Annotated in this window: 11 protein-coding genes and 8 tRNA genes; 16 read left to right on the top strand and 3 right to left on the bottom strand. The window is 40.2% G+C overall.

The window, feature by feature from the left end:
- Positions 1 to 62: 62 nt before the first annotated feature.
- The 4 genes from AC6H44_RS09775 to AC6H44_RS09760 all read left to right on the top strand — a co-directional run bounded on the left by AC6H44_RS09775 (position 63) and on the right by AC6H44_RS09760 (position 5328).
- Entirely contained in the window at positions 63 to 890 is an 828-nt protein-coding gene (locus AC6H44_RS09775; RefSeq protein ID WP_500735258.1) for an ABC transporter permease subunit, read from the top strand.
- Positions 887 to 1795 carry an ABC transporter ATP-binding protein gene (locus AC6H44_RS09770; protein ID WP_500735257.1) on the top strand — a complete coding sequence of 303 codons (909 nt, stop codon included), beginning with the start codon at positions 887 to 889 and terminating at the stop codon, positions 1793 to 1795. The genes AC6H44_RS09775 and AC6H44_RS09770 overlap by 4 nt, the downstream gene beginning before the upstream one ends.
- Positions 1796 to 2041: 246 nt before the next feature.
- A complete protein-coding gene (locus AC6H44_RS09765; protein WP_500735256.1) occupies positions 2042 to 2830 on the top strand; it encodes a putative porin in 789 nt (262 codons plus the stop codon).
- Between the two features lie 221 nt (positions 2831 to 3051).
- A complete protein-coding gene (locus AC6H44_RS09760; RefSeq protein ID WP_500735255.1) occupies positions 3052 to 5328 on the top strand; it encodes an acyl-CoA dehydrogenase in 2277 nt (758 codons plus the stop codon).
- A gap of 117 nt (positions 5329 to 5445) precedes the next feature.
- Here AC6H44_RS09760 and AC6H44_RS09755 read toward each other — a convergent pair whose 3' ends face one another.
- Positions 5446 to 5895, bottom strand: a complete 450-nt coding sequence (locus tag AC6H44_RS09755; RefSeq protein ID WP_500735254.1) for a hypothetical protein — start codon at positions 5893 to 5895, stop codon at positions 5446 to 5448.
- A gap of 143 nt (positions 5896 to 6038) precedes the next feature.
- On the bottom strand, positions 6039 to 7007 hold the full coding sequence (cysK, locus tag AC6H44_RS09750; protein ID WP_500735253.1) for a cysteine synthase A: 969 nt from the start codon (positions 7005 to 7007) through the stop codon (positions 6039 to 6041).
- A gap of 379 nt (positions 7008 to 7386) precedes the next feature.
- On the opposite strand from cysK, the gene AC6H44_RS09745 reads away from it, so the two are divergent.
- The 12 genes from AC6H44_RS09745 to AC6H44_RS09690 all read left to right on the top strand — a co-directional run bounded on the left by AC6H44_RS09745 (position 7387) and on the right by AC6H44_RS09690 (position 13246).
- Positions 7387 to 8538, top strand: coding sequence for a dicarboxylate/amino acid:cation symporter (locus tag AC6H44_RS09745; protein ID WP_500735252.1), 1152 nt, complete (start codon positions 7387 to 7389; stop codon positions 8536 to 8538).
- 166 nt (positions 8539 to 8704) lie between these two features.
- On the top strand, positions 8705 to 9355 hold the full coding sequence (gene uvrY, locus AC6H44_RS09740; RefSeq protein WP_500735251.1) for a UvrY/SirA/GacA family response regulator transcription factor: 651 nt from the start codon (positions 8705 to 8707) through the stop codon (positions 9353 to 9355).
- Between the two features lie 9 nt (positions 9356 to 9364).
- Positions 9365 to 11188, top strand: coding sequence for an excinuclease ABC subunit UvrC (gene uvrC / locus AC6H44_RS09735; protein WP_500735250.1), 1824 nt, complete (start codon positions 9365 to 9367; stop codon positions 11186 to 11188).
- A 41-nt stretch (positions 11189 to 11229) separates the two neighbouring features.
- Positions 11230 to 11775, top strand: a complete 546-nt coding sequence (pgsA, locus tag AC6H44_RS09730; RefSeq protein ID WP_500735249.1) for a CDP-diacylglycerol--glycerol-3-phosphate 3-phosphatidyltransferase — start codon at positions 11230 to 11232, stop codon at positions 11773 to 11775.
- Between the two features lie 141 nt (positions 11776 to 11916).
- Positions 11917 to 11992, top strand: a tRNA-Gly gene (locus AC6H44_RS09725).
- A gap of 28 nt (positions 11993 to 12020) precedes the next feature.
- Positions 12021 to 12094: transfer RNA gene (locus AC6H44_RS09720), tRNA-Cys, on the top strand.
- Positions 12095 to 12131: 37 nt separating this feature from the next.
- Positions 12132 to 12218, top strand: a tRNA-Leu gene (locus AC6H44_RS09715).
- Positions 12219 to 12519: 301 nt separating this feature from the next.
- Positions 12520 to 12595, top strand: a tRNA-Gly gene (locus AC6H44_RS09710).
- A 39-nt stretch (positions 12596 to 12634) separates the two neighbouring features.
- Positions 12635 to 12721: transfer RNA gene (locus AC6H44_RS09705), tRNA-Leu, on the top strand.
- A gap of 233 nt (positions 12722 to 12954) precedes the next feature.
- Positions 12955 to 13030, top strand: a tRNA-Gly gene (locus AC6H44_RS09700).
- 18 nt (positions 13031 to 13048) lie between these two features.
- Positions 13049 to 13122, top strand: a tRNA-Cys gene (locus AC6H44_RS09695).
- Between the two features lie 37 nt (positions 13123 to 13159).
- Positions 13160 to 13246: transfer RNA gene (locus AC6H44_RS09690), tRNA-Leu, on the top strand.
- Positions 13247 to 13770: 524 nt separating this feature from the next.
- On the opposite strand, the gene AC6H44_RS09685 is transcribed toward AC6H44_RS09690, so the two are convergent.
- Complete coding sequence (locus AC6H44_RS09685) at positions 13771 to 15189, bottom strand: alanine/glycine:cation symporter family protein (RefSeq protein WP_500735248.1); 1419 nt, start codon at positions 15187 to 15189, stop codon at positions 13771 to 13773.
- Between the last annotated feature and the right edge of the window lie 420 nt (positions 15190 to 15609).

The following is a 15609-nucleotide window of genomic DNA, read 5'->3' as shown; positions in this document are numbered from 1 at the left end:
ACACTTAGTGTTGTTAAATAACACTTATTGTAGAGCATAAACAACGTCATTAAGGATAGTCAATGGCAACACCATTATCAATGAACGTAGGGCGCTTAACTCAAATTGCGGGTTTTGAGCTGGTACGACTGTTTTTAACTAAACGAGGGCTTATTGCACTGGCAGCTTTTGCGCTCGTGTGGCTTGTTATTTTACGTTACCCCATAGGGCAGGCTGTTGGCATAATCAGCTCGCCAGATTTTGCACAAATAGCCCGTGATATTTCTGGCTCTATCGGATTAAGCAAGTTACTTGATTGGCCTGAAGCCGAATTTGCTATGTATTGGCTTATTGCTTTGTATAGTTTTCCAGTTTTTAGCTTATTTATTTGTAGTGACCAAACAGTGGGCGACAGAGAGCGCGGTACGTTAAGGTTTTTATCATTGCGCTCAACCCGTTTTGAAATACTCTTTGGTCGGTTTTTAGGGCAATTAGCGGTATTGACCTGTTTAGTTGGCATCACACTGGTAGCGACATTGGCGGTGCTTGGGATTCGCGATCCGAGCTTACTTGCCGGTGGCGTTGGTCGTGCTATTTCAATATTTTTAATCCTTATTGTTACTTTTACACCGTTTGTTGCCTTAATGAGTTTAATTAATACTTTTGCACGCTCGTCTCGTTTATCAATCGTATTAGCCATTTTATATTTTACAGCGGGTGGCATTATTGTTGGTTTGCTTAAGTGGCAAGTGCCCGCATTAAGTGTGCTTGATTATTTATTCCCAGGTGTGCAAATAGAGTTATTAGCTGGACAAAACTTACCGTTATTGAACGCATTCGCTATTCCTCTTGTGCAAACAGCGGTGTTACTTGCAGTTGCTCAACGTATTTTTGCAAGGAGCTCACTATGAAATCAATAATAACAGGGCGTAATTTAAGTAAATCGTATGGCTCAAAACTGGCTCTTAATAATGTGAATTTTGAAATTCAAAAAGGCGCGCCAGTTGCCCTTGTTGGCCCTAATGGTGCAGGGAAAACCACTTTATTTAGTTTGCTGTGTGGCTATATCGCACCTAGCATGGGTGAGCTTGAAATACTTGGCCACAAATCAGGCAGCGCTGCTTTATTCAATAAAGTGAGCGCGTTGCCACAAGATGCGCAGCTCGACCCGCGTTTTAATATAGATAAGCAACTTAGTTTTTATGCCAAGCTACAAGGCATGAGTACTAAACAAAGCCAAGTAGAGGCACTGCGTGTTCTTGATTTAGTTGGCCTTAGCGAAATTGCAAAAAATCGTGCAGGGGATTTATCTCATGGTATGCGTAAACGTGTCACTATTGCGCAAGCATTAATAGGCGAGCCACAAATAGTGATGCTCGATGAAGCAACCGCCGGGCTTGATCCTATTCATGCCAGAGAAGTGCGCGAGCTGGTATCTCAGTTAAGTGAGCAGGCAACGTTTATTTTAAGTTCTCATGATTTAACTGAGCTTGAGCGCTTATGCTCACACGTGCTGCATTTAGATAAAGGTGTATTGAGCGAACATCAAACTAAAGCAGTGAATACCGATAAGCACTTTTATACATTAATGCTCAGCGAAGCGTATCAAAATGTGGAGCAACAAATTCAAGCCGTTGAGGGTGTGAGCCGCGTTTATATGAGTCAACACAAAGAGTACGTGATTGAGTATCAACCAACCAGTGAACCACTCGATGTAGCACTATTGCAATTTTGCCACCAACATAATTGGCACTATAGGCAACTAGTAAATGGACACACTTTAGAGAATCAAATATTTAAACAGGAGATAACATAAATGATGTTTATCGAATAATCAGCCAGTATTCATTATAAAAACCATCCAAAATAGCCTATAAATAAAAGTAATTGTTTACAGCTTGTTGCAATTACTTTAATGTAAATGACTTCAACACTTTCTTACAATTTCCCTAACAAATACAATTGCTTGGTTCAGTTTTCGTTCAGTTTCACGGCGTTAGCATACCCCCACTTTAGCAATGTAGTTAAAGTACAAAAACAATGTACATAGGGATGTTTCATAATGAAAAAATTAGCAATTATTATTTCAGGTATTTTATTATCAAGTGCTGCACACGCTGCTGATAGTTATCAATCAATTAGTAACCTTGGTTACAAAGACAGTGATAACAACGACACAGTTAGCGTAGACTCAACTTATTACTTTTCTCCAAAGAGCACACTAGGTCCATACGACCAATTCGAATACATCAACAAGCAAAGCAATGTGTTTGGCAACTATGCTGACGATGATTTTGGTGATGTAACAGCTATTGGTGGCGAGTATTTCGTTGAAAACTTTGTGGTTGGTGCAGATTATGAAAATGATGACTTTGGTTCTAACAACGAGTCTTACGCATTTTCTGCTGGTTACTTCTTCAACCCAGACTTACTTGCAAAAGTAAGATTTGTTAATACGGACGGTGACGATAATTACACATTATTTTCATTAGCATACAACCATATGCTAAATGCTACAGATTACGTTGGCGTTACCGTTGAATCAGATGATGACTTTGATTACCGTTCAGTAGCGGCTAAATACTTTGTTGATTTACAGCAAGGTAACTACTTAACTGTAGAAGGTACATTTTTAAGCCTTGAAGAAACAGATGATCAATGGAACGTTGAAACAAACTACTATTTCTCTAAAGCGACGTCAGTATTTGCTACATACGACAAGCAAGATACTTACAGTTTTGGTGCTCAGCACTTCATCAATAAAAACATTGGTGTAAAAGTGGGTTACGAAAACAACGCTGATGACTCTGACTACGATGCTTACTTTGCAAATATGCGTTTTCAGTTTTAATTAAGCGTTTAATCGCATAAATTAAAATCAGTTAAGTAATAAAAAGCCCACATTTTGTGGGCTTTTTGCTGTGTGTAAAAAATCAGTAGTTGCACTTCTGTTTTAGTTGAAATGCAATATGCTCGTCATTTAATAGCACTCACCTGACTACCCATTGTATTTAAATTAAGATCGGTCATAATTAAATCAATGTTTTTATAACTGTAAAAAGGAATGTGCTCATGTCAGTATTTATTATATTACTGGTTGTGGTGGTTGTGGTGTTTGCGATTAAAGATATTCGCCTTAATTTAATTACTCGACCTACCTTTAAGATGTTTAAAAAAGTATTACCCCCATTATCGCAAACTGAGCGAGAAGCAATGGAAGCGGGGGATGTTTGGTGGGATGGCGAGCTATTTAGTGGTGAGCCTGATTGGCAAAAGTTACATAATTACCCGCGCCCACAATTAAGCGAAAAAGAAACAGCCTTTATTGAAAATCAAGTTGAAACATTATTAGCGATGCTTGATGACTATAAAATAGTACAAAAAGATAAAGACTTACCCAAAGAAGTGTGGGACTTTTTAAAAACCGAAGGCTTTTTTGCGATGATCATCCCCGAAAAATTTGGGGGATTAGAGTTTTCAGCCATTGCAAACTCGACGATAGTGTCAAAAATCGCTACCAAAAGTTTAACGGCCGCGGTAACAGTCATGGTACCTAATAGCTTAGGCCCAGGTGAGTTACTTTTGCATTATGGCACCACAGAGCAACAAAACCGCTGGTTACCTAGCCTTGCAAAAGGGGATGATGTGCCTTGTTTTGCATTAACTGGCCCTGAGGCTGGCTCAGATGCAGGTAGCATCCCCGACTCTGGTGTAGTTTGCAAAGGTGAACACAATGGTGAAGAGGTGTTGGGACTTCGTTTGAATTGGTCAAAACGCTACATTACTCTAGCACCTGTTGCGACTGTGCTTGGCCTTGCATTTAAAATGTACGATCCGGATGGATTGCTTGGTGATGAAAAAGAGCTTGGTATAACCTGCGCACTTATTCCTACCGATCATCCGGGTGTTCAAACTGGTGAGCGTCATTATCCACTCAACATGGCGTTTATGAATGGCACAACTTATGGTAAAGATGTATTTATTCCACTTGATTGGATCATTGGTGGCGTGCAAGGCGCAGGGCGTGGTTGGCGAATGTTGGTTGAATGTTTAAGTGCCGGTCGTGGTATTTCCTTACCGGCATTAAGTGCTGCAACAGGGCATTTAGCCGCTAGAATGACCTCGGCTTATACCCTTGTACGCCAACAGTTTGGTGTATCGATTGGCCAGTTTGAAGGGGTACAGGAGGGATTAGCACGTATTGGCGGCCTTACTTACGCGCTTGAAGCGTGTCGTTTAATGACCGCCGGTGCTATTGATTTAAAACTCAGTCCATCGGTAGTGACCGCCATTGCAAAATACCACATGACTGAAATGGGACGAACGGTAATGAATGATGCGATGGACATTCATGCTGGTAAAGGCATTCAGATTGGCCCTAATAACTATTTGGCTCATGGCTATATGGGCATTCCTGTTTCAATTACCGTTGAAGGGGCTAATATTCTTACTCGTAATTTGATGATATTTGGCCAAGGCGCGACCCGTTGCCACCCTTTTGTGTTAAAAGAAATGGAAGCGGCGGCCATGGAAGACGATGATGCGGCACTTGAGCAATTTGACGGCTTATTAATGAAGCACATTGTATTTGCTTTGAGCAATGCAAGTATGGCTTTAGTACACGGTTTAACTCGTAGCCATTTTGCCAAAGCGCCCGTATGCGGAGAAACCGCAGCGTATTATAAACAGTTAGGTAGAATGAGCCGAGGGCTTGCGTTTACTACCGATGTTGCAATGCTTATGCTCGGTGGCGAGCTTAAGCGTAAAGAGATGATATCAGCGCGTTTAGGCGATGTATTAAGTCATCTTTATATTGCATCCACGGTGTTGAAGCGTTTTGAAGATGAGGGGCGCCAGCAGGCTGATTTGCCTTTCGTTAAATATGCAATAGAGACATCACTGTATGAAATAGGCCAAGCATTTGATGGTTTCTTTAAAAACTTTTCTAACCCAGTAGTTAACTTTGCGCTTAAACGCATTGTGTTTCCGTTGGGAAATCATTACCACAAACCCAGTGATGCAATTTCACAACGTATTTGTGAGCACATGACTCAACCGGGTGTATTTAGAAATAGGCTTACTCATTTGTGTTACGTCGATGAGAATGCTGGAACAGGAATAATGGAAAATGCCTTTTTAGCTATGCACGACATGCATGATCAATTTAAACAACTAAAACAATGGCAACGAAAAGGCAAAGTACCTGCCACTTATGATATTGAACATGCGGTTACCTACGCCCTTGAGTACGAGCTATTAACTAAGCTCGATGCTGAAGCGATGCAGCATGCTAACAAATTACGAATGCAGGCTATTGCGGTTGATAACTTTAAACCTGAAGACATTTAACACGGTTTTACAGTAAAAAGAAGATAGCAATAAAAAAGCCTTAAACTTATAATTTAAGGCTTTTTATTGCATCAATTTATTCTTTTGAGGTACTTGCAGATAAAAAATTAATCTTGATTAGCGTCCGTAAGGGTCTGCTACAATTTTATCTATATACCACTTGCCCTTCACTTTTTGCATTTCTACGGTGCGATAATCATCAATTTTTTTACCATTAAAGTATCCTGTAAATACAATATTTATTTTAGCATGATCACCATACTGCTCGCGTAAACTTGCATTGGTCATATCAACTTCCATAATGACTTCATCATATTGTAGATTTATAAGACTGCGGGCAAATTGTTTTGCCGTACCATATGATTTCATTATGCGAGCTAATTTTGGGGTTGCGAAGTTGCTTGCTTTCTCTAGGTTGTGCTGATTGTAGAGTGCGTCAAAATACACTGTCGCGGTATCGCCGGGGCGATCATTGTTGATGTACTGCTCTTTTGGTTTAGTATTTTCATTACAGCCAAGGATAAAAACGCTAAAAATGAGCACAAAAGTGATTAGAATTGATTTCATATTTTATCAGGTTGATTACACATCTATAAAGTGTGTGATGTAATAGAGCAGAAGTAAAGGGTGTAGCACTAAATAAGCGTTAACGTATTAAAAAAACTATAAAAAAGGATGTTAAAAAACATCCTTTTTACAGGGGAGTTTTATTACTGAACAAGTTCTTGCTCAGTAAATTCTTCATCAAACATAGGGCTTGATAAATAGCGTTCTGTGGCACTAGGTAAAATGACCACAATGTTTTTATCTGCATTTTCAGGTCGTTCTGCTATTCGTTTTGCTGCAACCACCGCTGCTCCCGATGAAATACCGACTAAAATCCCTTCTTTTTTCATCAGCTCATGACACATTGCGATACATTCTTCATTAGATACTTGTTCTACACCATCAATTAATGAAAGGTCTAAATTACCAGGAATAAAACCTGCACCAATGCCTTGTATTTTATGTGGCCCAGGTTTTACTTCTTCACCAGCAAGTGTTTGGCTGATAACCGGTGAATTACTTGGCTCTACGGCTATTGACTGTACATTAAGGCCTTTTTCGTTTTTAAGGTAACGACTAACGCCTGTAATAGTACCGCCGGTGCCAACACCTGCTACAAAGAAATCGATCTTGCCATCCAGTGCATTAAAAATTTCAGGGCCTGTTGTTTCAAAATGAATTTTAGGATTTGCAGGATTTTCAAATTGTTGTAACAAAATAAACTTTTCAGGATCGCCTGCTTGAATCTCTTTTGCTTTAGCAATGGCACCATTCATGCCTTTAGCGCCGTCTGTTAGCACTAAATTTGCGCCAAGTGCTTTTAATAGTTTACGACGTTCTAAGCTCATAGTATTGGGCATGGTAAGTGTTAACTTGTAGCCACGAGAGGCAGCAACAAACGCCAATGCAATACCGGTATTGCCTGATGTAGGCTCTATAAGCTCTTTGTCTTTGGTAAGTTGACCTGATTTTTCAGCTTCCCAAATCATCGATGCACCAATGCGGCATTTAATACTAAAGCTTGGATTACGTGATTCAACTTTAGCGTATACATTCCCACCTGTAACACGGTTAAGTTTTACCAGCGGTGTGTTACCGATGCTTAGTGAGTTATCTTCAAAAATAGTAGACATAATGTTCCTTAAGGTACAATCTGATCAACACGTTAACAGCTATTATGTTAACTTTATACAGCCTACTTTACTGCGAGATAAAAAAAGTTAAAGTAAGCTTTGGCTATAACATATATTAATTACGCTTATAACGGATTAACCTAAAAATACAAACTGCTAATTTTTTAGTTATTAAAACCGTAGGTTCGAACTAGTTCAGTTTATTGAGTTGCACATATTACTCGTTATTTTTATCTAGTCCTTATTTGAACTAATCATAGTTACAAACTAGTTATTTGTTGGATAATTGTGCAAATGAACTGAGGTTGAACAGTTTTATGACACAAACTATTCAAAACATGATAAAAACACATTATTCAAATTCAACAAAGTAATTACCATGAAGTTAATCTTAAAATTAATTGCCGGTATTGTGGCCGGTATTTTAGTAGGACTCTACATTCCCTTAACTGGCGTTGAGCTTTTATACACAGTAAAAGAACTTATAGGCCAACTTATCAGTTTTACAATTCCGTTGATTATTTTGTTTTTTATTACCTCGGGCATTGCAGGTTTACCTAAAGGATCAGGCCATTTATTGGGTAAAACGGTTGGCTTTGCATATGGCTCAACAATTATTGCTGGAACCCTAGCCTTCCTGTTAGTGACTGCGGTTATTCCGCTTTTAAGTGGTGGTATTTCATTTGAAGCCGAAGTGGCTAGTGAAGTAGGCAGCTTTATTGATATAGAAATCCCACCATTAATGGGTGTAATGACTGCGTTAGTAACTGCATTTGTATTTGGGATTGGTATAAGCCAGCTTGGCTTAGAAACACTAAAAAACGTATCAGATCAAGGTCGTGATATTATTGATGGTTTATTAGCGAAAGTGATTATTCCACTATTGCCGTTTTATATTGCAGGCGTATTCGCTGAAATGACGGTGGCTGGCACAGTGGTTGATACATTACATGCATTTGGCGTCGTACTTATTGCTGCATTAGTTATGCATTGGCTATGGTTAAGTGTATTATATATTGTCTCAGGTTTATTACTTAAGCGTAACCCAATTGAACTAATAAAAAACATGTTACCTGCGTATTTTACTGCGCTTGGGACTATGTCAAGTGCGGCAACCATTCCAGTGTCGTTACAATCGAGTAAAGCAAATAACGTTAAAGAAGATGTAGCCAACTTTACTGTGCCTTTGTGTGCCACGATACATTTATCGGGTTCAACAATTACCATTGTTACTTGTGCTATGGCCGTGATGTTTTTATCGCCTAGTATGGAAGTGCCTTCGCTTATTGCGATGCTGCCATTCATTATGATGCTAGGTGTGGTGATGATTGCGGCCCCAGGTGCGCCCGGTGGCGCGGTAATGTCGGCATTAGGTTTACTTACCAGCATGCTTGGTTTCAATGAAGGCGCAGTGGCATTGATGATTGCACTTTATCTAGCTCAAGATAGCTTTGGAACAGCGTGTAATGTAACCGGAGATGGTATCATTGCTTTATGGGTAGACCGTTTTAGTGAAAAAGCGTCAGCATAAATCACTGGGGCGTATTTACCTGCTAGAGGTAAATGCGCTTTTAATCATATCGGTCATGCTGACCAACGATGAAACCCTAATAGTGTTATGGTTTCGTATTATCTATGCTAATGTTAAAAATTAATTTTGTTAACTTGCATCTTATTAGGCTAATGAGGGTGTTCCATTGATTAATGTACTTTTAGTTGATGACCATGAACTTGTGCGTACAGGGATCAGACGTATTTTAGATGATATACGTGGTTTTAAAGTGGTAGGTGAGGCTAAAACAGGCGAAGAGGCTGTTCAGTTTTGTCGTCAGCATGCGCCAAATATAGTCTTAATGGACATGAACATGCCAGGTATGGGCGGGCTTGAGGCAACTAAGAAGATTTGCCGTTATTGTCCTGATGTTAAAATTATTGTGCTTACCGTAAATTGCGAAGACCCGTTTCCGAGTAAAGTAATGCAAATTGGTGCCCAAGGTTTTTTAACCAAAGGCGCAGGCTCCGATGAGATGGTTCGCGCTATTCGTTGCGTTCATGCAGGGCAACGTTATATTGCTCCAGAAATAGCCCAACAAATAGCACTTGCCCAGGTAACCGGTAGAACTGATGAAAATCCATTCCAAAGTTTATCTGAACGCGAATTACAAATTATGCTGATGATCACCAAAGGTGAAAAAGTACAAAACATTGCTGAGCGCTTAAACTTAAGTTCTAAAACTGTCAACAGCTACCGCTACCGTATGTTTGAAAAGCTTAATGTAGGGGGGGACGTAGAACTTACGCATTTAGCAATACGTTATAAAATGATTGATATAGATATTTCTTACTAGTCGGTGTTTATGTCTGAATTTGATTATCCCCGGTTTTTAAAAACATTATCGAGTGAGCCTGGAGTTTACCGCATGCTCGATAATGACAACCAAGTAATCTATGTCGGTAAAGCAAAGAGTTTAAAAAAACGGGTCAGTAGTTACTTTCGTAGTAATATTACCGACAGTAAAACCCGCGTTTTAGTCAGTAATATTTGTAATATTGAAGTCACACTTACTAATACAGAAACAGAAGCGTTATTGCTTGAAAACAATCTCATAAAAAAATATCAGCCACGTTACAATATTTTGTTACGTGATGATAAGTCGTACCCATACATATTACTCACTAATCATAAGCATCCTCGCTTAGCCTTTCACCGAGGTAGCAGAAAAGTAAAAGGCGAATATTTTGGCCCTTTTCCTAGTGCAGGTGCCGTGTCAGAAAGCTTGCGTTTAATGCAAAAAATATTTCCGGTACGCCAATGTGAAGATGCTTATTATCGTGCGCGCAGCCGCCCATGCTTGCAGTATCAATTAAAACGTTGCTCTGCGCCATGTGTAAGCAAAGTTTCTGAAGATGAATATGCTCAGCAAGTTGACTATGTACGTAAATTTTTAACGGGTAAATCCCATGAAGTAATAGCCGATCTTATTGCTAAAATGGAAAAAGCCAGCGAACAACTTCATTTTGAGCTCGCCGCTAAAGTGCGCGACCAAATTATGCTATTGCGTAAAATGCAGGAACAGCAATCTATCTCAGGTAACTTTGCTGAAATGGATGTTGTTGGTTTTGCCCATCTAAACGGGTTAAATGGCATTCATTTATTAATGATCCGCGATCATAAAGTGCTGGGTAGTAAAACTTATTTTCCAAAGGTGCCTAAAGACTCACAGGAGCAAGAAATTCTTACCTCTTTTTTAGGTCAGTATTATTTAGCACCTGGGGCAACAGGACGTATTGCCAAAGAAATTATATTACCGTTTGCCATCGAAGAAAGTGAGGCGCTTAGTGAAGCACTTACGCAGATTAGTGAACGTAAAGTATCATTGAAAGTTGTTACCCGCGGTGAGCGAGCGCAGTACTTACAGTTAGCCAATAAAAATGCACTAAATAGCATTACAGTAAAACAGAGTACGCAAGATTCGATAAACAAGCGTTATGCACAGTTAAAAGCCACTTTACGGCTTGATGATATTAACCGTATGGAATGTTTTGACATCAGCCACACCATGGGCGAAAACACCGTAGCCAGTTGTGTTGTATTTGATTCTCAAGGTCCCAACAACAAAGAGTATCGCCGCTATAATGTGACCGGTATCACTGGGGGGGATGATTATGCGGCCATGGAATTTGCACTAAACAAACGTTACAACAAGTTAGTGGATGAAGATAAAATTCCCGATGTTATTTTTATTGATGGTGGCAAAGGGCAATTAGGTAGAGCAGAGCAGTATTTTGAAAATTGGTCGCATGCTAAAATGCCGTTATTAGTTGGGGTTGCAAAAGGGACTAGTCGTAAGCCTGGCCTTGAAACTTTACTTATTGACGGCGGGCGTAAAACAATTCCTATGGATTCTGATGCGCCAGCGCTGCATTTAATTCAGCATATTCGTGATGAATCACATCGCTTTGCTATTGCTGGGCACCGTAATAAGCGCCAAAAACAACGAACTCAGTCGTTATTAGAAGAAATAGATGGCGTTGGATCAAAACGCCGACAAATATTATTAAAATATTTAGGGGGCATGCAAGGCGTAAAAGCTGCTAATATAGAACAGTTAAAGAAAGTTCCTGGGATCAGTCCTGACATGGCTGAGAAGATATTTAACCATTTGCATGACAAGGGCTAGCCCTATATGCGAATACAAAAAAAAGACATATCCAAGTAGTTATGTGGAATATTCCAAACACACTCACAACGTTTAGACTCTTTCTTATCCCCATTTTTTTGGTGATATTTTATATGCCTTATTCATGGGCATTTTTTGTTGCCGCCTTTATTTTTTGGTTGGCTTCAATTACTGACATACTCGACGGCTACCTAGCCCGCAAACTTGAACAGTCAACGCCTTTTGGTGCATTTTTAGACCCTGTTGCTGATAAAGTGATGGTGTGTGCTGCATTAGTTGCTTTATCAGAGCATTATCAATCTTTGTATATGACTATTCCCGCGCTCATTATTATAAGCCGTGAAATTGTTATTTCAGCGCTACGTGAATGGATGGCTGAGCAAGGTAAGCGCGGCAATGTAGCTGTGTCTGATATGGGTAAGTTAAAGACAGCGGCGCAAATGCTAGCCATCATTGGTTTGATTTGGCAGTACGATAGCTGGATGATGTATTTAAGCTATGGCTTACTTTATATAGCAACCTTTTTAACGCTTAGTTCTATGGTGCAATATTTACGTGCAGCATGGGAAGAATTGACCAAAAATTGATTGTAAACGTCTAATAACGCACCATTTTAGATAAAAAATAATCAAACAGTTCAAAACTAGCATTTTTTGTGTTGACGCGTTTAATAATCTCTGTAGAATGCGTCCGTGTTGAAAGGGCATAGCTCTGAAGATAAACATAAAGCGGCACTAGCTCAGTTGGTAGAGCGCGACCTTGCCAAGGTCGAGGTCACGAGTTCGAGCCTCGTGTGCCGCTCCAATTTATTTTTAAGTTAACCTAGTATTGAGGCGGAATGGCAGAGTGGCCATGCACCGGATTGCAAATCCGTTTACCCCGGTTCGACTCCGGGTTCCGCCTCCAAATAATTACTCCACACGCTTTAATTAGCAAACTCGATGCCCGAGTGGTGGAATTGGTAGACACAAGGGATTTAAAATCCCTCGACTAACAAGTCGTGCCGGTTCAAGTCCGGCCTCGGGCACCACTTTGTGGTTTAACTGCATACACCAATATGTATTTTTTAAAAATTTTAGAATTAATATGATGCGGCACTAGCTCAGTTGCCAGAACGTTTTACCGCGACATGGTCGCGCACCAACGTACAAATTACTGACATAGTTTTTATGCGGCACTAGCTCAGTTGCCAGAACGTTTTACCGCGACATGGTCGCGCACCAACGTACAAATTACTGACATAGTTTTTATGCGGCACTAGCTCAGTTGCCAGAACGTTTTACCGCGACATGGTCGCGCACCAACGTACAAATTACTGACATGGTTTTTATGCGGCACTAGCTCAGTTGGTAGAGCGCGACCTTGCCAAGGTCGAGGTCACGAGTTCGAGCCTCGTGTGCCGCTCCATATTAGTTTTATCCACTTGCTTTAATTAGCAAACTCGATGCCCGAGTGGTGGAATTGGTAGACACAAGGGATTTAAAATCCCTCGACTAACAAGTCGTGCCGGTTCAAGTCCGGCCTCGGGCACCACTTTTAATTAATAAACCAAATTAATTAAAAGACGGTAAGAAATTCTTTGTTGAAAAGAATTATATCTAATCATGCGGCACTAGCTCAGTTGCCAGAACGTTTTACCGCGACATGGTCGCGCACCAACGTACAAATTACTGACATAGTTTTTATGCGGCACTAGCTCAGTTGCCAGAACGTTTTACCGCGACATGGTCGCGCACCAACGTACAAATTACTGACATGGTTTTTATGCGGCACTAGCTCAGTTGGTAGAGCGCGACCTTGCCAAGGTCGAGGTCACGAGTTCGAGCCTCGTGTGCCGCTCCAAATTATTTGATACCTTTAGGCGGAATGGCAGAGTGGCCATGCACCGGATTGCAAATCCGTTTACCCCGGTTCGACTCCGGGTTCCGCCTCCAAATAATTACTCCACACGCTTTAATTAGCAAACTCGATGCCCGAGTGGTGGAATTGGTAGACACAAGGGATTTAAAATCCCTCGACTAACAAGTCGTGCCGGTTCAAGTCCGGCCTCGGGCACCACTTCATACCTTTCCTGCAATTTCCAATCAGACTACTGTTATATTAAAATTCTTAATAATAAAAATTCACCATCACTTTATTACTTGCAATAAATCACTTCGTTTTTTAAACCACAAATTCTCGCAACTCTGTTCCAAAAGCTCATATATGCTTAGCTCATAAATATACTTGTTTGAACACCGCAAGCTAAATGCATCGGTATGGTCCTTAGATAATAAATTATACATAAGTAAACCCTGTAACAAGATTTTAGCTGATGATGGTGCCTGTACTTTCTTATTTGAATAAACCAAAATCAGCATACAGATATTTGTACTAACGCCATTAAAAAGCCAAAAGGTTTATTAATAACGTTTATGTTACTGCTTAGATAATTACTTACAGGGGTACTATGTGGCTAATGTGCTTAATAGAGGCTCAATTAGGTGAGTGCTGTTATTAGTTATATGCAGACGAGGCTAACACAATAAAAAACCCGAAATGGCTATGGCCGTTTCGGGTTTTTAACTTAAATAACTTTAAAGTTATTTGTGCCAAATACCTTTTGGAATGGTTTTATTAAGCTTGTCGTTCTTGCTTGGATCAAACGTCGGTAATTTTCCAGCGCGGCGCTGAGCGTTATAGTCCTTGGCAAGCCATACCACAACACCAGAGAGCATAAATAAAGCAATCACGTTTACTATCGCCATTAGGCCCATAGATACATCCGCTAAGGTCCACACGAGTGGTAATTCACCAAGTGCACCAAACATCACCATACCTAATACTAATAGTCTAAAGATCAACATACCCGATGCATGATTATGCTCTAAGAATAATAAGTTCGTTTCAGCATAAGAGTAGTTAGCTACAATTGATGTAAAAGCAAAAAACAAAATAGCGACTGCAACGAATATTGCGCCCCAACTGCCTACATGTTCTTCAAGAGCTGCTTGAGTTAATGCTATACCAGTAACATCGGAGCCTGATACTAACTGGTCCGATAATAATATAAGGGCGGCGGTTGCACTACAAATAATAATAGTATCAACAAATACACCTAGCATTTGTACATAACCCTGAGAGGCAGGGTGAGGAGGGTTTGGTGTTGCCGTTGCTGCAGCATTAGCGGCACTACCCATACCAGCTTCGTTTGAGAACAGTCCGCGCTTGATCCCTTGGATCATCGCTTGCATTACCCCATAACCAATTGCACCGGCACCGGCTTGTTCAATACCAAAAGCACTTCTAATTACATGCATAAACACATCAGGTAATTCAGTATAATTTGCAGCACATATATACAGTGCGACGACAAGATAAGCCGCAGCCATAAACGGCACCGCTAATTCAGCAAATCGAGAAATGGTTTTTAGACCACCGAATATAATAATGCCGGAACCAATAACAAGCGCTATACCTACTATATAGTTAGGAATACCGAAGGCAACTTCAAAAGCTGCAGCGATAGAGTTTGACTGCACAGCGTTAAAAACTAAACCAAAGGCTAAAATTAAACACAGTGAGAATACGACACCCATCCAACGCTTGCCAAGCCCGTATTCCATATAATAAGCAGGACCACCACGAAAGTTACCTTCTTCATCGCGTATTTTATATGCCTGAGCCAATGTACTTTCGGCAAAACTGGTTGCCATACCTATTAAAGCAATTAGCCACATCCAAAAAATAGCACCTGCACCACCTAAGTATAACGCAACTGCTACACCCGCCATATTACCCGTGCCAACACGGGCTGCTAAAGATGTACAAAATGCTTGGAAAGAAGAAATGCCGCCTTCAGAGCCTTGACGACTTTTAAACATTACTTTGATCATGTGCGGGAACTGTACAAATTGAATAAATCCAAGACGTATTGTAAAAAATAGCCCTGCTGCTATTAATAAGTACACTAAAATATGACCCCATAAGAGACCACTTATACTATTTATTATATCTGTCATGTGTGTTGCCTAGTGAACGTGTTGTAAATATGCGGCGCAAGTTACCACAAGCACGGTAAATAGTTTAGTAAACAACGTAAAAAAAAGAGTTATCCACAGGGTTTTGTGGGTAACATGTGTGTCTGGGTGGGGTATCTTTGGGGTAAAAATTAAATGCAAAAAAGCGTTTAAAAACGCTTGCGTTAAAATTGATTCGCCCTATAATGCGTCCCCACTGAGACGGCAGAGCAGGCAACGCTTAAGCTGCACAAGCTAATCAGTTAGTCGAGTAAAACTTGAGTTTAGAATTTTTCGGAAATTTTAATTTAAGTGTTGACAAAAAAAGTGGAAAGCGTAATATGCGCAGCCCTAGCGAGATAAAGTTTAACGCTTTAATCGCAGCGCTCTTTAACAATATAAAGCAATCATCTGTGTGGGCAC

It is taken from the genome of Pseudoalteromonas sp. TAP-3C (assembly GCF_059888565.1).
The sequence above is the reverse complement of the archived record's forward strand: the minus strand, read 5'-3'. Positions and strand labels throughout refer to the sequence as shown.